The sequence below is a fragment of the Butyrivibrio sp. INlla18 genome (assembly GCF_900103635.1).
Classification (GTDB): Bacteria; Bacillota; Clostridia; order Lachnospirales; family Lachnospiraceae; genus Butyrivibrio.
The window spans coordinates 63905-85621 of record NZ_FMXK01000012.1; the positions used below are offsets into that span (position 1 = coordinate 63905).

A 21717-nucleotide genomic window follows, 5' to 3' on the forward strand; every position below is an offset into this window, starting at 1 on the left:
TCTAGTCTTTATTAGTTCAAAGGATTAAGATAAAACTCCTTTGTCTCCTCATATCCCTGTTCAGAAAGCTGCTGCTTCTGGAACTTTTTATTTTTGTTCATACGTACAACAAGTACCTGCTTGCCTTCTGCTCTTTCCTTCTGAGCTTCTGCAATGATATCTGAAAGTCTCTGTCCCTTAACACCCTTCTCGATAAGGTATGCAACCTTGTCACTCTCTCCAGGAATCTTGAAGCCTTCATCCATCATGATCATGATGATACGCTCAAAACCGATTGAGAATCCGCAAGCTGGTGTATCCTGTCCAAGGAACTTACCTACCATCTTGTCGTAACGTCCGCCACCACCGCAGCTTCCACCGTACTGTGGCATAGCAACTTCGAAGATAGTTCCTGTATAATATGACATTCCACGTACAAGTGTAGGATCAAATACCATCTCAAACTGAGCTGACTTAGTAGTCTCTACGCTGCTGATGATCTCCTGAAGCCCTTCATTAACCTCTTCTGAAAGGAAGTCTCCAAGCTTCTCAGCAATAACCTTAAGGCCATCTACACCGTTCTTGCCTTCTACTGCTCTGAAAAGATCAAGATACTTGTCGATGCTCTCCTTGGCATAACCGCTCTTTTCAAGCTCCTCTGCAACACCATCGATACCGATCTTGTCCATCTTGTCCAGAGTGATAAATACATTGTCATAATCTTCCTCAGCAAATCCGCTGTATGCAGCCATTGCCTTAAGGATCTGACGATCATTGATACGGATCTTGAAGTCCTTGAAACCAAGTCTTCCAAGAGTTGTAGTTGTAGCAAGAATAAGCTCTATCTCAGCAAGGTTAGATGCTTCACCTAAAATATCGATATCGCACTGCATGAACTGACGATATCTACCCTTCTGAGGTCTGTCTGCTCTCCATACATTTCCCATCTGAAGTGCCTTGAATGGTGATGGGAGTTCGTTGGCATGGTTAGCATAAAAACGAACAAGAGGAACTGTAAGGTCATAACGAAGGCCTGAATCAGTAAGATCATTTTCCTCTTTAGCAGTCTCTAAATTGAGCTTCTCTCCTCTTTTCATAACCTTGAAGATAAGCTTTTCATTTTCGCCGCCCTGCTTACTATTAAGGTTGGCAAGTGACTCAACACAAGGAGTCTCGATAGAAGTAAATCCAAATTCAGCATAAGTCTTCTTGATAATACCTATGCAGTAATCTCTAAGTTTCATCTCTGAAGGCAAAATATCCTTCATACCGGTAACAGGTTTCTTAATAAGTGCCATAAAATCCCTTTCTATATGCAAAAATAAACATGAAATATTGTACACTTAATACAAGGCCTTTGCAACGTTTTCCCTACTTGTTATGTTCAGCAATGAACTCTACAAACTTATCCGCAGGAAGAGGCCTTGAATAGTAGAATCCCTGGATGTAATCGCATCCTAATTTCATGATCTGTTTTGCCTGCTCTTCTGTCTCAGCACCTTCAGCCACTATCTCTTTTCCAAGGGACTTTATGATCTTGATCATATTGAGCATGACCATATACGAAGTCTCAGAATCAAAGGCAGATTGAATGATACTCTTATCAAGCTTGAACACATTAACAGGAAGGTTCGATATTCTGGCAATATTGGAATAACCTGTTCCAAAATCGTCCATAGAAAACTTTACTCCTGCCTTAAGAAGCTTATCGATATTCTCATCAACTACTGAAGTAATGTCTTTTTCCCAAGTTTCAGTAAGCTCGAAGTTGATCCTGTCAGTGCTAACTCCATGCTTTTGTAAAGTGCTAAGGATATTATCTGCCATATTAGTCTGGATACAGTCTACAATTGAGAGGTTAACTTCAATAAAGTCTACTCCCATGTCGCAGACACCAGTTGATGTGATCATCTTGCAGACAGAGTCAAGCACAAACTTATCTATAGCAAGGACTGCTCCATTGCGCTCAGCAACAGGCATAAATACCGCAGGTGAAATAAAACCAAACTGAGGATCCTTTAGTCTTACCAAAGCCTCGCAGGTTGTATATTTTCCTTTTTCAGGACAATAGATTGGCTGATAATAAACCTCTAAATTTTTGTCTTCAAGGGCATGCTTTACGATGTTATCTATCTTTTTGTCATGCTCAACGTACTTAAGATTAAGATCGGTAACTCTGATCATATCTCTACTAAGCCTTGCAAGAGCCTTTCTGATGACTCCTCTTATCTCGTTGTATCTTTCAAGAGAATAGATCTCATTAGGAAAGCTTATTGCACAGGTGCTCACAAAGAGCTTGATCTGGTCGTCCTTAAACACCCATGGATCCTTAAATCTTTTCTTTACCTGGTCAGAAGTCTTGCCTATAACAGGGGCATCTGCATTCACATTAGGAATGATAAGGGCATAGCTACCATCTTCAATATAAAACACGTTTGAACCATCAATAAATGACTTAAAGTATCTTGTAAGCTGTGTCAAGAGACCTGATGAAACCTCCATCTGCTCGCTTCCTATTATCACAGACAGCTTATCAACGTAGATTATCAGGAGTGTAAAAGCTTTTTTCTGTAAAAGATTTGTAGAGATCGAGAAATCAAGTGCTTTTCTGGTGCCTGTTCCAGAGAATCTATCCATGAACTCACTTGGATTTTGGAAAGTATAAACACAAAGAAGCATGGCGATAGATACACTAAATTCAAATATTGAGCTTGATCTAGTTAGGATCCTTACAGGAATACCTGTAAACAACAGGATATAATACATAAGTATTGCCAAAAACTTCTCTGAACTAAGGGTCTTGGCATACTTAATAAGAAGATAGGCTCCAAATATGAAATAGAGCCATATTCCAAGGTTAATGGTTCCTGCCTGAGGATAGTGATATTGAAGCTCCCCATTGCTATCAAAAGAATAGAAATAGTCCGAGAAAAATCCACTGGCGATGACCATTAAAGGATATGCTGCCGGAAGAACTAATATGAGCTTTCTGAAGAGATTTGGTGGATCAATATGAAAAATAGCCAGCACATAGGCCATACTGTAATACGCCATGATATAAATGCAGACTCTCTCTATGATCTGGGCTGCACAATTTGCGTCATAGGAAACAAAAGAGCCTCCTTCACCAAAGGACCACAGATTGTGTATGAGCCCCATGACATTCATTACTATTCCGTTAAAAATGAGCACACCAAAAATAGCACTTTGTTTGCCATAGTAATAATCTTCTGATAAGTAGATGATCAGGATTACCACCAGCAAAACAAGTGATGCAACTGAAAAGCACGCATTATAATGTTGAGGATTGATCAAGAATTCCATTTTTATCCCTCGTCAAAATATGCATCAATAAAGTTTACGTAAGAACTATCTTTGATAGGTGCGCAAAGGTAATCTCCAATAAGGTAGTCGCATCCAAGACTCTCTGCCATTTCCAGATCCTCTTTGGTCAAGATATCTGTTGCGCACACAAAAATACTTATGTCATGGAAGAGATTTACTATACCCTGTGCTACTTTCTTCATATCCTCTGATTCAGCGGCTGATCTAAGGACTGAAGAGCCGATATTTACCTGCATTACGGGAAGTGACAGGATCTTTTCAAGATCCCCATAACCACTTCCAAATTTATCAACAATTATGTAGCATCCAATATCCTTGAGCATCTTGATATTTCTTTCTGCTATTGGATTCATTGTTGTTAGGGTTGTCTCCGTAAGTTTGATGCTGACCCAGCTTCCATCAGCCTTTTCTTCTCTAAGGATTCTCTTTACCCTCTTTATGAAATCAGTTTTAGAGATCTCGCCCTGAGACATTCCAACCACTGCCCTATACTTACCATTTTTATCTCCTGCATTCCAGAAAGCCAGAGCTCTGCAGGCGTGTCTAAATACATATTCATTAGCATCCATAAGAGTCTGTGTTACAGTTCTCTCAGGAATACGACCTCTCATATCAATCTCATTTCCAACTTCATCTCGCAAAAAGCCAAGTACATCTGCGTTGTAATTGATCTTATAGATCTTGGACAAAAAAGGCTGGAACTTGATGACGATCTTCTTTGCTTCCAGATTGTCTCTGGCAAGATTGTCGTAGTCTCTTTCTTTTTTGAGCTGTATGAAATTAATGGTATCGATATCAAAGACAGGACTATGGATCACAGCAATATCCTCTGTCACAAGATCAACCTTGGTAATGAGCTCAGCTGAGCTAAAATAGTGCTTTGGATAGCTCATAAGAAAGCAGTGGCCAGAAACTCTGATTGCCATTCCATCATGCCTCCATGGTTCATGGAGCCTATAGGATATCTTGTACATCAAAGCTTTGACCTTAGCTTCATCTTCTGAGTGAACTGTTATAGCAAAGACATATTCAGAATATCTATAGGTATACGTTGTAAGTCCAAGTTCCTTAAAGCCGACATTTGTAAGGTATTTGGCGATTTTTTTCAAAACGCCAAGTCCCTTCATGTAGCCAATCTCTGAACTAATGGCTCTGACATTATCTATCGTCACAAAAATAGTGTTATGCTTGCTGTTTCTCTTAGTCTTAAGATCAAGGCCTTCCATAAAAGCTTTACGGTTCAGGATATTTAAAGTTTCATCAACCATCTCACTTGGATTCTGAAGCGTGATGAAGATGAATGTGATACTGATAGTATTAAAAAAGTTCTCTATGAGGAATGTAGGATACAAGTACTGCATTATAATACCTGCAAACACCAAAAGAATGTATGAAGTAATGATGACCGCAGTCTTGAGTCTCATAAGGTGTCTATACTTAAAGATCAAAACAACGCCATAAAAGATATAGTAGCTGGCAATAATGTAAAAGACAGCAAGAAATTTTCCTCTGTGATAAGCACCATCAGATGAATAATAGAATAATATTGGGGTAAAGAAATTAATTATAAGGACCAATAGTCCAATAGCATAGCCCAATCTAAGGACTAAAAAACCTTTGAGGGATCTAAGAGGATAATAGATGTCAAGAACCGACATGATGTAAAAAAGATAAGCAAAAGCAGATCCTAAATGTACAAAGAAAAACAATGATCCCATAAGCATTTCTAGCAGGTTATACCAGGGAGCATCGATGGGAAACAATTGAAGATAAGTTTCTACACGTTCAAATGCAGTAGATAAAAATACTGTTGTAAACAGCAATGCAAAAGCTCTCTGTCTATAGGCAGGAACTCGTCGCCTTGACAAAGAGGTCAGTGCAATAGTTATTAAGATACACATCGCGCAAATATCAAAATAAATATTATAACGCATCAAAACTCTCCAACCCGAATTTATTAAAGCCATTTAAGTGGATTGCTGATCACTTTAGCTCTGGCAATAATATCGTCAGAATTGTCCATCAAGTATTTCTCCAAGTCTTTCACCTCATCAGGTGAATATCCATTCTGTTTAACTATCCTACCTTCAGGTAAAACACCCTCTGCAACCTCTAAAGTAGCACCATTTTGTCTCTCGAACTGGACTCTGACAATCTTTTTGTCGTCCTTGTCCCTTAAAATCGCAGAGTATGTCATTTTCATCTCGCCATCTGACATATTATTTACCATGATCTTCAAATAAAAAAATAGTGTTGTTAAAACCAAATGTCCTAACAACACTATTTTACCACATATAAAGTACAGGTTAAATCAAGAAATAACTTCTTTGAATTGTGCAAGAGAACTTATTTTGTCAATTTCACAGATGGAGCCATCTTTAAGTTCAGGCCAGTTCTGAAGATATATAGCCATTCCCTCTTTAAGTGGTCTGATATTCATTTCTGCATTGAAGACATCCTTTGGACTACCCACAAATCTCTTAAGTCCAATCTCCCACTCCTGTCCAGTGTAGAAATTATCAGCAATTATATCGCCATCTCTATACATCTCTGCGTCGCAGCCCTTGTAATCAATATGAATGAATACTTCGCTTGAATCTTCTGGCATATCAGATACTGAGATCTCGTATTTTGAGCCTTCTTCTGACTTTTCCTTTTCTTCAAAAGTAGCTACTGTGCTATTTGCGTACTCTTTCTTACCTTCATAGATTGCAAAAGCATCTGAAGAAGCAAAGTTTTCAACTTTACCAGCCTCTTTTAACATATTAAAGCTTGCAGGAGTATGCTCAAGAGTTGGGAATGCTCTAAACATAGGCTTCATGCTGCACTTATCCACAATCTCAAAGTAAAGATCCACAGTTCCATCAGCAGCTGTAACAGCTTCGCCATCAGATACGATAAGGTAATCTCTGCCTACAATGTTAACCTTAGTTGAATGAACAGCTTCTTTTCTGGTGATAGTCACAATGACGTTACCATCAAGGTCGCCCTGAACGCTACTCTTAGCATCCTCATCAGCGTCTGTGTATAACACGTAAGCGCTGTGGCCATTGCCATCGTAGTTTTTAAGCTCGCATACTGGTGTAGCATCAATAGTTAAAAGAGCTTTGTCACCAACTGGCATGTTGAATGGATAGAAGAAGAAATCTCCATCCTTAAGGTCTCTTTTTGGGAACTTGCAGATAACTTCGCCATTATCAGCATATGCCTTAAGCCGGGCATCTGCATGATCTGCCATCTTGTATCTTCTCTGATAGTTATTTACAAAAAGATATCCAGAGTAGCACTCACTTCCATCAGAAAGCTTTCTCTTTTTGCATCTTACAGATGTTCTGATGTCTGTAAGGTTATTTGGCTTAAGTGGATTGCCTGGCTGAGCCACATATGGCATATCGCACATATCAGAGCCAAAGTCATGAACAAAGCTGGAAATAAGTCTTACTTCTCTGTAGGTATCCTCCATCTGTCCGTACTCACGAAGTGGAGCATTGAAATCATAGGAATATGCAGGAAGATCGTTAGGATATCCTGTTTCCTTGGTCTCCTGAAGAGTTGTAAGCTTGCCCTTTGGATTGGTTCCGCCGTGGTACATGTAGTAACCAAGGAGGTTAGCACCAGATCCCATCTTGACCATAGTCATAGCTGCAGTATCAAGTCCTGTTGCGATAGGTCTTCTGTGGTGCGTTACCTGAAGTCCGCCGCCAAGCTCAGCAGTAAGGAATGGGAACTTAGACATATCAAAGGTAATACCAGCTCCAAGTCCGTGATCAGAGCCAATATTATGGTCATTTCTCTCTTCTGTGAAAATGTAGTTACCACTTGGCTCTATTTCTGTTGTTCTAGGATCCCATGGAGCCTCGCAGTATCCGCCCATAACTGGAAGCATGCCGCCTGTTACAGCGCCGCCCCATCCAGTTGCTGTATAAAGCGGAGCATCAAATCCGATAGAAAGGGCCATATCCTTAAGAGTTCGCATGTGCTGCTCACCCTCTTCACCATTCTTGCCACCAACATGTCCATACTCATTTTCAATCTGAATGCCAATTACAGGACCACCATCCTTGATAAAGAAGCCTTTGGCCTGTTCATAGGCCTTTTCATAAAACTTCTTAACATGCTTAAGATATCTTGGATCGTCTGTTCTAACTTCGTATCCCTTATCCTTGGCATCCTGAAGTAGCCAGTCTGGGAAGCCACCGTTTCTAGCTTCGCCGTGGGCCCATGGGCCAATTCTAAGGATTGAATAAAGTCCGCATTTCTTGACTGTAGCAAGGAAATCTCTAAGGCATCTGTCACCAGTGAAATCAAACTCGCCCTGAATCTCTTCATGGTGGATCCATATAACATAAAGAGATACGATGTCGATTCCACCAGCCTTCATCTTGCAGAGCTCTTCTTCCCAATACTTCTTTGGGTATCTGCTAAAGTGCATCTCTCCCATCATAGGGAAAACGCGCTTTCCATCAACTATAATACTGACTGGGTCAAAAGAGATCTTGGAGTCAGATGTAATTATCATAAAAAAGTCCTCATTTCGTATGCTTATTATTTGGTGCTCTCTTTAAGGATCACTTCGTAATTCTTAAGAGTTCGGCTTGCAACCTTCTCGCCATCGATCATTTCAAGAAGCATCCTTGCTGCCACAGCCCCGAGATTTCTCTCATCGAAATTGAGGCTTGTAACTGAAGGAATGGCATTTTCAAGTATTGAACTATTATAGAAAGATGCGATCCTGATATCATCAGGAATCTTGATGTGTTCTGCTCTGCACTTTGCCATGACACCGTTGGCCACATTGTCATCCATGCAGACAACTCCATCAATGTCTTTTTTCATAAGTTCCATAAGTGCATTGCCGATCTTCTGAGACTTCTCACAGTCAAGGTATACCAATGATGGATCAACTGCAATTCCAGCCTCTTCAAAAGCGGCCATAAATGCATTAAGTCTAGTCTTTGTAATAATGTGCTCTGTTGAACCACCGATGATAGCAAGCTTTTTGAGACCTTTGGCTATCAAAACAGATGTCAGTTCCTTGCAAGCCCCAAAATTGTCATTGTCTACTGTAACTACGCCTTCATCAGTTGTAGTTCCAACAGCAACAAAAGGAATACCTGCTTCTTTGAGATATTTGGAAGGCTTGTCATCAACAAGAGTTCTGGTAAGAACAAAGCCATCAACCTTATGGTTGTCAATTATTCTCTTCAGAGCAGAGTGATCATCTGAAGTAATAAGTGAAACTACGATATCATATCCGTAATTTGCAGTTACTTCACTCATGCCGATCATGCACTTTTGAAAAAAAGGCAGATCAACAGCGTTGTAGTCATCAGGCCATACTACGCCTATATTAAAGGTTCTCTGACCAGCCAGGGCCCTGGCTACAACATTAGGCGTATAGTTGTACTTTTCAATGTAATCAAGAACTTTGATCTTGGTGTCATCACCTACTCTGCCTTTTCCTGAAATAGCTCTGGAAACTGTAGTTTTGGAAATGCCAAGTGCTTTAGCAATATCTTCAATGGTAATCTTTCCGTTTGGCATAATCTCGTTCTCCATAACCTACCGGGAGGTTAACCTTTAACTGCGCCTCCGGTAACACCCTCAACATAATATTTCTGCAAGAACATGAACAATAAAGTTACAGGAATAGCTACTACTATTCCACCTGCGCAGAACCTTGTGAAATATCCCTGATAATCTCCAACAACCATCCATCTCTGCATAGCAACGGCTACGTTATAGCTCTTATCATGACCAAATGCGATATATGAAGCAAATACATAATCACACCATGGTCCCATGAAGGCTACAAGTGCTGTGTAGATGATGATAGGCTTGGACATAGGAATAGTCATTGTAAGGAATACTCTGGCACGTGAAGCTCCATCAATTCTAGCAGCTTCATCAAGGGCCTTAGGTATTGTATCAAAATATCCCTTACAAACATAGTACCCCATACCAGAACTTGCAACAGATACAAGAATAAGTCCTGGGATAGCACCTGCCTGTGTAAGTCCAACCTGCTTTAGCAGGAAATACAGACAGATCATTGTAAGGAATCCTGGGAACATTCCAAGTACGAGCCAAAATCTCATAAGAAGTGTTCTGCCCTTAAATCTCATTCGTGAAAGAGCATAACTTACGCAAAGTACATTTAATGTATTAAGTACAGATACGCAAAGTGAGATTATAAGTGTATTGAGATACCATCTTGTGTAGTTATTCTGCGTAGTATCAAAAAGGAATCTGTAATTATCAAGCGAAAATGTATGAGGAATAATGTAATCGACCATTCCGCCATACTCTACGCTAGCATCAAAAGATCTGAAGCTGGCCATTAAAAGACCAAAATATGGAAACAGCCAGATCAAGCTTATAAGTATAAGGACAATGTAACCAATAACATTTCCTACTGCTCTTTTTGTTTTCATTGAACCTTGAATTTTATTAGCCATTATTGGAAGCCCTCCTCATCTTTAACTGATGGTAACAGGTTATATACCACAAGGCTGACACCAGCTGTAACGATAAATACCATGATACCTATTACTGCAGCCATACGATAGTTTGTATCATTGATAGTCATCTTGTACAGCCACGTGATCAGAAGATCTGTTCTTCCAGCACCTCCTACAAGGTTACCTGTTTTTGGTCCGCCCTGTGAAAGAAGGAAGATTACGTTAAAGTTATTAAGGTTTCCTGTGTACTGTGTAAGAAGGAATGGTCCTGTTACAAACAGCATATAAGGCATTGTTATGTGACGGAACATCTGCCATGGAGTAGCTCCATCAATACGAGCACTCTCATAGAGATCTTCCGGAATATTCATAAGAAGTCCTGTTGCAATGAGCATCATGTATGGAATACCGATCCAGATGTTTACTACAACGATAGTGATCTTTGCAAGTGTTGCATTTTCCCAGAAAGGAATTGCTGAAGTGATGGCTCCGATCTTTAAAAGATATCCATTGATAAGTCCATCCCTTGCAAAGAGCTTAGATACATAAAGCAGTGATACAAACTGTGGTACAGCAATAGTCACAACAAGGATTGTTCTCCAAAGCTTCTTAAATCTTATTCCTTTTTTGTTGATAAGCATCGCAACTGCTATACCAAGGAAATAATCGATAAATGTTGCAAGAAGTGCCCATAAAAGTGTCCAAATAAGCACTGTTACGAATGTACTACCAAATCCGGCTGAGCCGAATGAAAAGAGCTGATGGAAGTTCTCAAGCCCTACCCATGTAAAAAGATTAGATGGTGGCTGATGGTTTGCATCATAATTGGTAAAGGCCACGCATATCATGAATACAATAGGCAAAACAGTAAATACGAATATTCCAATAACTGGAAGTGCAAGAAGTGTCTTGTCAAAATTAGAATCAAAGAGTGATAAGAAATCATCCTTGTTAGTTGGAAGCTTTCTACCATTCTTGAGAATAAGCTGCTCTGTGCGGTTTATTCTAACATTGATCCTCCAAACTGTTATAAATGCAATAACAGCAAATAATGTCAAAAGACCAAAAAGAAGTATCAGGAAAGAGTTGTCTCCATATACGGTCTTTCTGCCTTTTTTACTTGTAGCAATTGTTCCAAGTGTTGATAATTTGGACAGATAAGTCCATCCAAATCCAAATACAAAATATAAAAGTCCTGCTTCTACAGCTAAAAGAGCTAACCCCCTGAGCCATAATCCCCTAAGTAAAGAACCAAATCCAAAAATTAAAAATGATATTCTTGTCTTAAAGTCGCCTTCTTTAAATGTAACACCTATCTCCTTTAAGTCGCTCACAAGAATACTAAAGAAATTTGCTAACGCATTTTTCTTTTTTGGGCCGCTTTTTTTATTAGCCATACCGCATCCTCCAAGTTTTATATACAGTAAATTCTTCCGGCAAAGTTACATACTTCGCCGGAAGAACCTTTAACAACAAAGTTAATTATCAATTATTATTTTGCATATGACTCAAGATCAGCCTGATATGTCTCAAGAGCCTTTGTAAGATCTTCGTCAGAAGCCTTCTGGAAATCACCCTTTACATCACCTGCAAGTGACTCTGAACGTGTCCAGTAGTCTCCAGGATAGTTACCCTGAGGAATTGTGTATGCAAACTGCTCTGAAAGAGCTGCAAGAGCTTCGTTAGCCTGAACTGCATCTGAAGCCTGTGCATTTAAGTTAGCTGGTCCCCACTGAACTGCTTCAAATCTAGCAAGCTGAACCTTCTCGCTTGTAAGATAGTAAGCAAGGTCATCGCAGATCTGGAGCTTATCTTCATCTTCCTGAGGCTTAACACCAAGAAGCTTGCATCCGTTGAATCCGCTCATCTGATACTCTTTTCCATCAGAACCTGTGAATGTAGGAAGCTTAGCACATGCATAGTTGTCACCAAGAACTTCCTTAACTGTAGCTGCATCCCATGTTCCATCGATGATTGCTGCGTAGTTAACAGCATCGCCAGCTGATGAACCAGCCTGGAATGATGATGAAGAAGCAAGTTCAACCATCTCCTTAAGAGCTACAAGACCCTTATCTGAAGCATAGTCAACGTTGCACTTTGTAAAGTTACCTGCATCATCTGTATCGTATGTAAGCTGGCATCCTGTTCCAAAGAAGAATGCTACCTGATACCAACCTGTAAGATCCATGTAGAAGTTCTTGCCTGCAGCTTCACACTGCTCAACAATACCTTCAAGAGTAGAAGGATCTGTAACAACGCTCTTATCATAATATAAGAAATATCCGTTATCAGCTGTCATAGGATAAGCGTATAATGTTCCGCCAACCTTACCAGCTTCTACAACACCTGCTGAGTTAGCTGACTCAACATCTGCAAGGAAATCAGGGTTAACTTCCTCAAGTGCGTTAGCTGTAACAAGTCTTGTAAGCTGATCCTGAGCAAATCCGTAAACATCAGCACCTGATGTTACGTCTGTGATCATGTTACCTGCTGCATCGCCTTCACCTACAGGCTCAACAGTGAATGTAACGCCTGCATACTGAGGATACTCAGTCTTGAAGTTCTCGATCTGCTGATTTGTAAAATCTACAACGTTCTCAGCCACCCAAACTTTAACTTCTTTTCCATCGTAAGCAGCTGGATCAACTGCCTCTTCCTCTGTAGCTTCTGTCTGATCAGCAGTTGTATCAGCAGCTTCTGTCTGCTCAGCTGTATCAGTTGTTGTCTCCTGTGTAGCCTTCTCACCACAACCAGCAAGAAGAGTTGCTCCACAAGCAACAGTCAATAAAACAGATACTAATCTCTTTTTCATATTTTTCCCTCCGTTTTCACGTATCCTTTGATTGCGCACCTTAACGCGCAATCGGTTGCTCTATAAAAAAGTGTATTTCTTGTGCACTTTTTTGTCAATAAAGCAGTTTATATGATAAAACGTTGATACTTTTATACAAAATGCACATTGACTTTTTGACCGGAAACGTTTTCGGTATCGTTGCCGGTAACGTTTTGCGCAATCGGTGGCGCTTCCGTATCAGTAAAAATCACCAAAAGAGGTATTTTCAGCTTACATCTGACAGGTAACGTTTCCGGTAATATACTCCGTCCTGAATGATCTCTCCTTTGAAAGTAAGTTCCATAAGATTACTCATAAGCATCGGAATAGATATATCAATTTCTTTTTGATGGAGCCTTTCCATTATCTGCGAGGTTGAAACAGGTATAATGTCGATAATATCGGCGATCTCCTCTTCTAAGGTCTTCTCTGGTTCCTTTTCTAATGGATCAAGGATTTCCTCTTCCTCATGCTGGTCACTAGACGAAGTTTCATGATGCCCCCATAACCTATCTAATACATCCTGGGTATTAAGGGCAATTCCAGCTCCCTGACTTATTAGGAAGTTGCAGCCATCACTTAGCCTATCTGTGGTCCTTCCAGGAATTGCAAGGATTTCTTTTCCCTGCTCCAACGCCTGATCTACGGTTATCTGGGTTCCTGACTTCTGCCTTGCTTCTACCACCAGCACTATGTCAGAAAGGCCGCTTATTATCCTATTCCTCTGCGGGAAGAGACCTGACATAGGGAGCATATCAGGATAATACTCAGAAATAAGGCCGCCTTCATTGCAGATAACATCATACACATCCCTGTTTTCGTCTGGGTAACAGATGTTGACGCCGCATCCTAGGATTCCATAAGAGCTTCCTCCCGCATCTATGGCTGCTTTCTGGCTAATTCCATCTATTCCTCTTGCCATTCCGCTTATGATCTGAACTCCAGCAAGGGATAAGTTTCTGCCAAATTCTCTTGCCATGTATCTGCCGTAATCTGAGCACATCCTTGCGCCGATGATCGCAACAGATGGCTTATTCTCATCAGGAAGCTTTCCCTTTACATACAAACCAAAGGGCGGATCAGGAATGTTTTTTAGTTTCTTTGGAAAGTCCGTATCAATGGCAGATACAAATCTTACCTTCTTTTCCTCAAGCTTTATTCTCTCTAGTTCGAAATTCCAGTTTTGTCTATGCCTTATAAGGGCAGCTGCTTTCTTGGCAGTTAGAAGCGTCCTAAGCTCCTTATCTGGACATTTAAAAATATCCTCACAGCTATAGCCTTTATCAAGGAGTGTATAAACTCCTTTACTTCCAAGCCCTGGTGTATTAAAGAGCCACTGGGCGTAATCATTTTCAGTTAACATAGGTTTCCTCCTTTTGATGCCAATATTTACCGTCAGTCATGCGGTAGCTCACCGCTTCCATGATGTGGAGCTGCGTTATATTCTGCTCTCCTTCGATGTCAGCTATAGTTCTGGCAATCCTTAATATCTTGTGATAGGCTCTGGCACTTAGCTCCATCTTACAAAAGACATTTTCTAAATATGCCTGTTCCTTAAGTCCTAGCGGGCAGTATTTCTCAATATCTGATGGGGACATCTCTGAATTGAACTTAAGGTTTGTACCCTTAAATCTTTCTTCCTGCATCTTTCTGGCAGCAAGAACTCTTTTCCTAATGGTCTCAGATGACTCGTTCATGCTTCTGGTCTTGCTGGACAGATCCGAGATATCGACTCTTGGAGCTTCTATGCAGATGTCAATTCTATCAAGGATAGGGCCAGAAATATGGCCTAGATATCTTCTGATCTCATTACTTGTGCATTTACACTTATTTCTATCGGGATAGTAGCCGCAGGGACAAGGGTTAAGGGCGCCTACAAGCTGGAAGTCAGCTGGATATGAGAATGTTCCTCTACTTCTGGCAATATGGATATACTTATCTTCCATTGGTTGCCTTAGCATATCAAGTTTGGTCCTTGGAAATTCAGGCATCTCATCAAGGAAAAGAACTCCTCTATGAGCAAGGGATATAACTCCCGGCCTTGGAATGATGCCCCCACCTGTAAGGGCTGTCTCAGTGATCAGATGATGGGGACTCATGAAAGGTCTTTTGGTAATAAGGGCCTGGTCCTCTTTGAGCATTCCTGCTACAGAATAGATTGTTGATACCTCAAGACTTTCATCAAGAGATAATTCCGGAAGTATTGATGGAATGCGTTTTGCCACCATACTCTTTCCTGAACCAGGTGGTCCCACTAGGAGTATATGGTGAAAGCCTGCTGCCGCAATCTCCACAGCTCTTTTGACTGCTGCCTGACCATTGATATCTGCAAAATCTAAAGTCTCCTCATATTGGTCAGCATTTTGAAATATAGCTCTGATATCCACCTTGGTAGGCTTTATCAGCATATCCCTTTCGTTTGCAGGAGCTGTAAGATAACAGACAGTCTCTTGAAGTGACTCAACTCCCACTACTTTGACGCCTTCTACAACTGCTCCTTCACAGGCATTGGCCTTTGGAAGGATTACTGTCTTAATTCCCATCTCTTTTGCCTTGTTGACTATTGGCAGGATTCCTTTGACAGCCTTTATCTCGCCGTCAAGACCAAGCTCTCCCAGTACCACTGTATCTTTTACGTTTTCCTCAGAGATCTCACCCATGGCTATCATTATTCCTATGGCCACAGGCAGATCTACCACTATGCCTTCTTTTTTGATATCTGCTGGAGAAAGATTCACCGTGATCTTGGAGGCAGGGATCTTTACTCCAATATTTTTAAGGGCGACCTTTACTCTTGCGCCGGCTTCTTTGACATCGCCGCTCATAAAGCCCACCATGTTAAAACCAGGCAGTCCACTAGAAACATCAACCTCTACATCAATAAGATAAGAGATTATGCCCCTGACAGCTCCTGAAGTAACTGAACTGAACATAATAATTCCTTTCTTGTTCTAAGTTTCTTATGTAATTTTTCTTGGAAAAAACTGTGGAAGAATTCCACAGTTATTATTTGAGCATTAACAATTTGAGATTATACATCAAAAGATAAAAAAAATCATCCTATTTCAAAAAGAATTTGAAATAGGATGAAAGTTATCATCTAAGCATTTTATTTTGCATGGTTTCTGGGTCCTGAGCAAACTGAAGTGCAGCCTCTCTAGTGATCTTTTGCTGCCTGTAGAGCTCTAGGATAGCATCATCCATAGTGATCATGCCCTGTTTCCTATAAGTCTGCATATAAGTAATAAGCTGGTGTGACTTACCTTCTCTAATGAGGTTTCTGACCGCGCTGTTAACGTGGAGAACTTCGAAGGCTGCAATTCTGGATACGCCGTCACTTGCTGGGATCAGCTGCTGAGAAATAACTGCCTCTAATACTCCGGCAAGCTGAATCCTTATCTGTTGCTGCTGATGAGATGGGAACACATCAATAAGTCTGTCTACAGTATTGGATGCTCCAATAGTATGAACTGTTGAAAGAACCAGATGGCCTGTCTCAGCTGCAGTAATAGCTGTACTGATAGTCTCAAGATCTCTCATCTCTCCTACAAGGATAACATCAGGATCCTCACGAAGCGCTGCTCTTAAGGCGTTGGCATAGGAGTTTGAGTCTGTTCCAATCTCTCTTTGGTTAACAATAGACATTCTGTGCTGATATGTGAACTCAATAGGATCCTCCAGGGTTATAACATGAGCTTCTCTATTGTTATTGATCATATCGATAACAGAAGCCAGGGTAGTTGACTTACCACTTCCTGTTGGGCCAGTAACCAAAACGAGACCACGTTTCTTTTGATAAAGATCAATCACAGTCTCAGGTATTCCAAGGCTCTCTGCTGTTGGGATCTCTGTTGCTACAACTCTAAAAGCCATAGCGATTGAGCCTCTTTGCTTGAATACATTCAGTCTATATCTGCCTATTCCAGGAATAGAAAAAGACATATCGTGCTGACCATTTTCATCAAGTTTCTCCCGCTGCTTGTCATTCATGACTTCGTTTGCGATAGTCTCTGTATCAGCAGGCATCATCTTGTCGTAATGGTCCATAGCAATGAGCTTACCATTAAGCCTCATCTTTGGAGGAAGACCTACAGTAATATGTACGTCTGACGCCCCCCTATCTTTTGCTTCTTTGAGAATATCTTCGATCTTTGACATAATCACCATTCCTTGTTTTAAACATATTCTGGTTCTTCGACAGATATGCCAAGTGCCTTGACTTTGGCTGTATCCATCACGTAACGATTATCCATGGTCTTCATGATATCCATGATCTCCAGCTCACCATAAGCTGATCTGTTAGAAAGATCTATTATAGAATTATCCCTGAAGCTTAATACTGTAGGTCGTAGGAAATCTTCTTCATTGGTCCTGATAACAAGTGCCTTCTCTCCAGTATTAAGTTCAACGCTAGATCCTGGTGCCAAAATATTGATAGAATCTATAAGTCCCTTCACTACTCTTTGATCAAACACATCGCTTCTTTGCATCATCCTGCGAATTACCAGTACTTCAGATACCGGTGAATCCTCAGATCTAACCGCAGTCTCTTTATCGAATATACCTGCAACTACAAGTATCCTTGCAGTTAAAAGAGTCTTTTGGATCTGTACATCTTCATTCTGCCAGTAATCAAGAAGGATCTTTCTGGCCTGATTGCAAGCTCTTTTGATATTAGGCAAAAAAGTAAAAGCTTCATCAATGACAGGATAGCCCGCCATCTCATGAGCATCTATCATAAGAAGTTCTTCATTGGTGCATCTTGGCTTGGCCTGAAGCGTGGGATCAAGTGACAATTTGCCGATATCGTGGATAACTGCTGCCATTACTGCCTCATTCTGATCAGCAAGTGAAAGGTTCATGCTGTGAGCTATCATGGCTGCTAGTATTGCCACATTGAGGCTGTGCTTGTAAATATAATCCTCGTTACTTCTAAGCCCCTGCTGGAAATTTATCTTTTTTCTGAGATTACCGTAGTTCTTGATGATCTGGGCACAGATATTTGGAAATCTGTCCTGTTTGTGCGTCTTCAAAATATATGCGAGCTCATCCATGATCTCGTTGTACATAACAGTCTGAAATCTCTCAAACTCTATATCTTCCTGAGTCATTGGCGGAACAGGCTCTGCCGGCTCTAGGATAAAAACTCCTATAAGTCCAAAGCTCCTAATATTCTCAATACTCTGCTGGTCCTTGAGCACAGTTGCCCTATCATATAAAAGGACACCTTTTTTATTGTAAATAGGCTTAGCAAGTCTCATCCCAGGCTTAAGCTCATCACACTTTATAAATAACATTTATAGTCTCCCGTCAACTAGTTTTCCACATTCCCCTAATTTATATTATGGACGTAATAATGCCAAAAATCAATTAAGTAAGCTCGTCCAATGTACTTCCGTAGGATGAGAGGAACTCATTTACAAAATCTAAGACCTCAGGAAGATCCTGGTACATGGTCCTAACAGTCTTCTCTGTGCTCTCCTTGGCTGTTCTAAACTCATTGTTTCCTGCATTTAACTCGCTTATGCACTTAATAAGAGCTGAAAGCTTGTCTGCTGCCTTTACAAGCTTTCTCATATACTTTTCATTTTCGTCATCAGTCTTTGGATCAAAAACTTCATCGTAAACAGGTCTAAGGTCCTCTGGAAGCTTTTCAAGGAGCTTTTTATCTGCAACCTTCTCAACCTCTTTATAAGCGCTCTTAAGCTCTGCGTTAAAGTACTTAACAGGAGTTGGCATATCTCCAGTAATGATCTCCGAGGCATCATGATAAAGGCCTATGAGGGCCGCCTTGTTGGCATCAAGCTTCTTACCGTATCTCACATTTCCAATAGTGCAAAGAGCATGTGCGATCATAGCTACTTCCATAGAGTGCTCGCAGAGATTCTCTGCTCTGGTATTTCTCATAAGAGCCCAGCGGTCAATGTACTTCATTCTAGAAATAAGTGCAAAAAAATTGTAATTCATCCTGTAATCCCCCAATTCCCTAGATACATATTATTCTATCAAAAAATCAGCCATAACAGTATTGCTTACATCAAGTCCTTTTTCTGTAAGACAAAGATATTCGTGACCAGATTTTTCTTCCACATATCTGTGAAGAAGCCCCATCTCTACATACTTGTAGATTACTTCTTCGTAAACTTCTTCGGCAGTTCTTTTAAAAAGAGCTTTGAATTCATGAAGGTCTACGCCCCGGACAAGGCGAAGCCCCAGAAACATGAACTCTTCCATTCTGTCCTCCAGAGTGAGCTTTTCAGCATTTTCTCTTATCCTGTCAAAAGAGCTATCTTCTGCCATAAAGGCTATGTAATCCTTGATGTTTCTTATGTTACTCCACCTTACATTTTCAACCATAGAAGAAGCACCAAGACCAAGTCCAAGGTAGTTGCTCCTGATCCAGTAGGCCTTATTATGAAAGCATTCGTAGGTGTCATCAAGCTGCTCTCCAAGGGCATAATTTGATATTTCATACCTGTGATAGCCACTTTCTGCAAGGTACTTCTTGGTCTTATGGTACATGAGCCTGTCTTCTTCCTCATCAGGAAGCTCAAGGTCCATATCATAAAAAGGCGTGCCCTCTTCGATAATGAGGCTATAGGCTGAAATATGCTCTGGTTTTAACTCCACTACCTTCCCAACCGTATCCATATAGGATTCAAGGCTCTGACCTGGAAGAGCACTCATAATATCTATATTGATATTGCTAAAACCAGCTTTTCTGGCATTTTCATAGGTTTCATAAAACTGTTTGGAATCATGAAGTCTTCCAAGTATTTTAAGTTCCTCATCATTAAGAGACTGAGCTCCTATGCTGAGCCTGTTAAATCCAGCATTTCTATATGCTAGGAGCTTGTCATATATGGCTGATGCGGGATTTGCTTCTATGCTGATCTCGCAATTTTCATCCATGGTAAAAGACTCTTTTATCTGATTCAAGGTACCGCAGATCTTGTCATGGTCTGGAAAAGAAGGTGTTCCTCCTCCAAAGAAAACAGATGTGGCCCTATAGTCTTCATAAGCCTTACCGCTTAACTGTATCTCTTTTGACAAAGTTTCAAAGTAGCTGTCCATGAGATCTTTTTGCGCATTAAAAGAAAGGAAGTCGCAATATAAGCACTTCCTTTCGCAAAACGGTATATGAATATACAGTGATATCTCTTTTCTCATATTCATCAATCAGCACTATCAAGCTTAAGAACGCTAAGGAATGCTGCCTGTGGAACTTCAACATTTCCGATCTGGCGCATCTTCTTTTTACCTTCCTTCTGCTTCTCAAGAAGTTTCTTTTTACGTGATATATCACCACCGTAGCACTTAGCCAATACGTCTTTTCTGTAAGCCTTAACTGTCTCTCTGGCAATTATCTTGCCACCAACTGCTGCCTGAATAGGAATCTCAAAAAGATGTCTTGGAATCTCATCCTTGAGCTTCTCGCACATCTTGCGGCCTCTCTCATAGGCGCCATCCTTGTGGACGATGAATGAAAGGGCATCAACCTCTTCTCTGTTAATGAGGATATCAAGTTTAACAAGCTCTGATCTCTCGTAGCCCTTGAGCTCATAATCAAAGGAAGCATAGCCTCTTGATCTAGACTTAAGTGCATCAAAGAAATCATAGATGATCTCGTTAAGTGGAAGCTCATATTTGAGGATTGCTCTGGTCTGCTCTATGTAGTCAGTACTGATATACTTGCCGCGTCTTTCCTGGCAAAGCTGCATGATAGCACCAACATAATCAGTAGTAACCATGATCTCGCCGTTAACTACAGGCTCTTCCATGTATTCGATCTCAGAAGGATCTGGAAGGTTTGTAGGGTTAGTAAGATCAAATACTGTACCATCTGTCCTGTGAACCTTGTAAACAACGCCTGGGGCTGTAGTTACAAGATTAAGATCATATTCTCTTTCTAGTCTCTCCTGAATAACTTCAAGGTGAAGAAGTCCAAGGAAACCTGCTCTAAATCCAAAGCCGAGAGCCTGTGATGTCTCTGGCTCATAGAAAAGTGAAGCATCGTTGAGCTGGAGCTTTTCAAGAGCATCTCTAAGATCTGAATAATGTGCTGAATCTGCTGGATACAATCCGCAGTAAACCATTGGCATGACCTTCTTGTAGCCAGGAAGTGCCTCTGCGCAAGGTCTTGCTGAATCAGTAACTGTATCACCAACTCGTGTATCCTGAATGTTCTTGATAGAAGCTGTGAAATATCCAACATCTCCTGCTGAAAGCTCATCACTTGCTATAAATCTACCTGGTCCAAAATATCCAACCTCTACAACATCAGCCTCAGCGCCAGTTGCCATGAACTTAACCTTCATGTTCTTTTTGATGACGCCGTCTCTAACTCTTACAAATACGATAACGCCTCTGTATGAGTCATAGATACTATCAAAGATAAGGGCTGTTAAAGGCTTAGTAGAATCTCCTGTTGGAGCTGGAATCTTGTGAACAACAGCTTCAAGTACATCCTCGATTCCAATACCATTCTTGGCAGAAATAAGAGGTGCATCCTGAGCCTCAAGTCCAATAACATCCTCGATCTCATCCTTAACTTCCTGTGGCTGCGCACTTGGAAGGTCGATCTTGTTGATAACTGGGAATACATCAAGGTCATGATCAAGGGCCATATATACGTTGGCCAAGGTCTGTGCCTCTACGCCCTGTGTTGCATCTACAACAAGAATTGCTCCATCGCATGCAGCAAGGCTTCGTGATACCTCATATCCAAAGTCTACATGACCTGGGGTATCGATCATATTGAAGGTATACTCCTCTCCGTCCCCTGCCTTATAGATCATTCTAACAGCCTGTGACTTGATGGTAATACCTCTTTCACGCTCTATATCCATGTTGTCCAAAACCTGGTTCTGCATCTCTCTACTTGTCAGAACACCAGTCTTTTCGATCATTCTGTCAGCAAGGGTTGACTTGCCATGGTCGATATGAGCAACAATACAAAAATTTCTAATCTTACTCTGATCCACGTTTATTTCCTCAATCCATTAATAATGTATCAGTGCCTAGTATAACATATTTTTACTGTGTGTTGAAAGTGGAGAATATCAAAAAACTATTGACAGTTTGCGGAATTTCATCTAA

16 protein-coding genes are annotated in these 21717 nt (G+C 40.7%); all 16 read right to left on the bottom strand.

Translation table 11 applies throughout. The features are described 5' to 3' along the window. Positions 1 to 11 precede the first annotated feature (11 nt). On the bottom strand, positions 12 to 1277 hold the full coding sequence (gene hisS / locus BLS24_RS09860; RefSeq protein ID WP_091758588.1) for a histidine--tRNA ligase: 1266 nt from the start codon (positions 1275 to 1277) through the stop codon (positions 12 to 14). A gap of 73 nt (positions 1278 to 1350) precedes the next feature. Further along, positions 1351 to 3303 carry an EAL domain-containing protein gene (locus BLS24_RS09865; protein WP_091758590.1) on the bottom strand — a complete coding sequence of 651 codons (1953 nt, stop codon included), beginning with the start codon at positions 3301 to 3303 and terminating at the stop codon, positions 1351 to 1353. 2 nt (positions 3304 to 3305) lie between these two features. Next, a complete protein-coding gene (locus tag BLS24_RS09870; protein WP_176764408.1) occupies positions 3306 to 5042 on the bottom strand; it encodes an EAL domain-containing protein in 1737 nt (578 codons plus the stop codon). Positions 5043 to 5281: 239 nt separating this feature from the next. Further along, entirely contained in the window at positions 5282 to 5554 is a 273-nt protein-coding gene (locus BLS24_RS09875; RefSeq protein WP_091758594.1) for a hypothetical protein, read from the bottom strand. A gap of 81 nt (positions 5555 to 5635) precedes the next feature. After that, a complete protein-coding gene (locus tag BLS24_RS09880; RefSeq protein WP_091758596.1) occupies positions 5636 to 7843 on the bottom strand; it encodes a beta-galactosidase in 2208 nt (735 codons plus the stop codon). A 26-nt stretch (positions 7844 to 7869) separates the two neighbouring features. Next, positions 7870 to 8868, bottom strand: a complete 999-nt coding sequence (locus BLS24_RS09885) for a LacI family DNA-binding transcriptional regulator (RefSeq protein ID WP_091758684.1) — start codon at positions 8866 to 8868, stop codon at positions 7870 to 7872. A 29-nt stretch (positions 8869 to 8897) separates the two neighbouring features. Then, on the bottom strand, positions 8898 to 9782 hold the full coding sequence (locus tag BLS24_RS09890) for a sugar ABC transporter permease (protein ID WP_091758598.1): 885 nt from the start codon (positions 9780 to 9782) through the stop codon (positions 8898 to 8900). Next, positions 9782 to 11182 (bottom strand): carbohydrate ABC transporter permease, encoded by a 1401-nt coding sequence (locus BLS24_RS09895; protein WP_091758600.1) that lies wholly within the window; start codon positions 11180 to 11182, stop codon positions 9782 to 9784. Before BLS24_RS09895 ends, BLS24_RS09890 begins: the two co-directional genes overlap by 1 nt. A gap of 95 nt (positions 11183 to 11277) precedes the next feature. Next, positions 11278 to 12597 carry an extracellular solute-binding protein gene (locus tag BLS24_RS09900; RefSeq protein WP_091758602.1) on the bottom strand — a complete coding sequence of 440 codons (1320 nt, stop codon included), beginning with the start codon at positions 12595 to 12597 and terminating at the stop codon, positions 11278 to 11280. Positions 12598 to 12844: 247 nt separating this feature from the next. Further along, on the bottom strand, positions 12845 to 13981 hold the full coding sequence (gene dprA, locus BLS24_RS09905; RefSeq protein ID WP_091758604.1) for a DNA-processing protein DprA: 1137 nt from the start codon (positions 13979 to 13981) through the stop codon (positions 12845 to 12847). Continuing rightward, positions 13971 to 15551 (bottom strand): YifB family Mg chelatase-like AAA ATPase, encoded by a 1581-nt coding sequence (locus tag BLS24_RS09910; RefSeq protein ID WP_091758607.1) that lies wholly within the window; start codon positions 15549 to 15551, stop codon positions 13971 to 13973. The genes dprA and BLS24_RS09910 overlap by 11 nt, the downstream gene beginning before the upstream one ends. Positions 15552 to 15714: 163 nt before the next feature. Further along, complete coding sequence (locus BLS24_RS09915) at positions 15715 to 16776, bottom strand: type IV pilus twitching motility protein PilT (RefSeq protein WP_091758609.1); 1062 nt, start codon at positions 16774 to 16776, stop codon at positions 15715 to 15717. A gap of 17 nt (positions 16777 to 16793) precedes the next feature. Next, entirely contained in the window at positions 16794 to 17915 is a 1122-nt protein-coding gene (locus BLS24_RS09920) for an HD-GYP domain-containing protein (protein ID WP_091758612.1), read from the bottom strand. 73 nt (positions 17916 to 17988) lie between these two features. Beyond that, complete coding sequence (gene yfbR, locus BLS24_RS09925; RefSeq protein ID WP_091758614.1) at positions 17989 to 18585, bottom strand: 5'-deoxynucleotidase; 597 nt, start codon at positions 18583 to 18585, stop codon at positions 17989 to 17991. 30 nt (positions 18586 to 18615) lie between these two features. Continuing rightward, positions 18616 to 19794 (bottom strand): radical SAM family heme chaperone HemW, encoded by a 1179-nt coding sequence (hemW, locus tag BLS24_RS09930; protein WP_242872272.1) that lies wholly within the window; start codon positions 19792 to 19794, stop codon positions 18616 to 18618. After that, positions 19794 to 21608, bottom strand: coding sequence for a translation elongation factor 4 (gene lepA, locus BLS24_RS09935; protein WP_091758616.1), 1815 nt, complete (start codon positions 21606 to 21608; stop codon positions 19794 to 19796). The genes hemW and lepA overlap by 1 nt, the downstream gene beginning before the upstream one ends. Between the last annotated feature and the right edge of the window lie 109 nt (positions 21609 to 21717).

Excerpts from the sequence above, each read along its gene's own strand:
- hemW (WP_242872272.1), bottom strand. The coding sequence starts at position 19,794 with ATGAATATGAGAAAAGAGATATCACTGTATATTCATATACCGTTTTGC.
- BLS24_RS09895 (WP_091758600.1), bottom strand. The coding sequence starts at position 11,182 with ATGGCTAATAAAAAAAGCGGCCCAAAAAAGAAAAATGCGTTAGCAAAT.
- BLS24_RS09915 (WP_091758609.1), bottom strand. The coding sequence starts at position 16,776 with ATGTCAAAGATCGAAGATATTCTCAAAGAAGCAAAAGATAGGGGGGCG.
- BLS24_RS09875 (WP_091758594.1), bottom strand. The coding sequence starts at position 5,554 with ATGGTAAATAATATGTCAGATGGCGAGATGAAAATGACATACTCTGCG.
- BLS24_RS09890 (WP_091758598.1), bottom strand. The coding sequence starts at position 9,782 with ATGGCTAATAAAATTCAAGGTTCAATGAAAACAAAAAGAGCAGTAGGA.
- dprA (WP_091758604.1), bottom strand. The coding sequence starts at position 13,981 with ATGTTAACTGAAAATGATTACGCCCAGTGGCTCTTTAATACACCAGGG.
- BLS24_RS09870 (WP_176764408.1), bottom strand. The coding sequence starts at position 5,042 with ATGGGATCATTGTTTTTCTTTGTACATTTAGGATCTGCTTTTGCTTAT.
- BLS24_RS09865 (WP_091758590.1), bottom strand. The coding sequence starts at position 3,303 with ATGGAATTCTTGATCAATCCTCAACATTATAATGCGTGCTTTTCAGTT.
- hisS (WP_091758588.1), bottom strand. The coding sequence starts at position 1,277 with ATGGCACTTATTAAGAAACCTGTTACCGGTATGAAGGATATTTTGCCT.
- BLS24_RS09910 (WP_091758607.1), bottom strand. The coding sequence starts at position 15,551 with ATGTTCAGTTCAGTTACTTCAGGAGCTGTCAGGGGCATAATCTCTTAT.
- yfbR (WP_091758614.1), bottom strand. The coding sequence starts at position 18,585 with ATGAATTACAATTTTTTTGCACTTATTTCTAGAATGAAGTACATTGAC.
- BLS24_RS09920 (WP_091758612.1), bottom strand. The coding sequence starts at position 17,915 with ATGTTATTTATAAAGTGTGATGAGCTTAAGCCTGGGATGAGACTTGCT.
- BLS24_RS09880 (WP_091758596.1), bottom strand. The coding sequence starts at position 7,843 with ATGATAATTACATCTGACTCCAAGATCTCTTTTGACCCAGTCAGTATT.
- BLS24_RS09900 (WP_091758602.1), bottom strand. The coding sequence starts at position 12,597 with ATGAAAAAGAGATTAGTATCTGTTTTATTGACTGTTGCTTGTGGAGCA.
- BLS24_RS09885 (WP_091758684.1), bottom strand. The coding sequence starts at position 8,868 with ATGCCAAACGGAAAGATTACCATTGAAGATATTGCTAAAGCACTTGGC.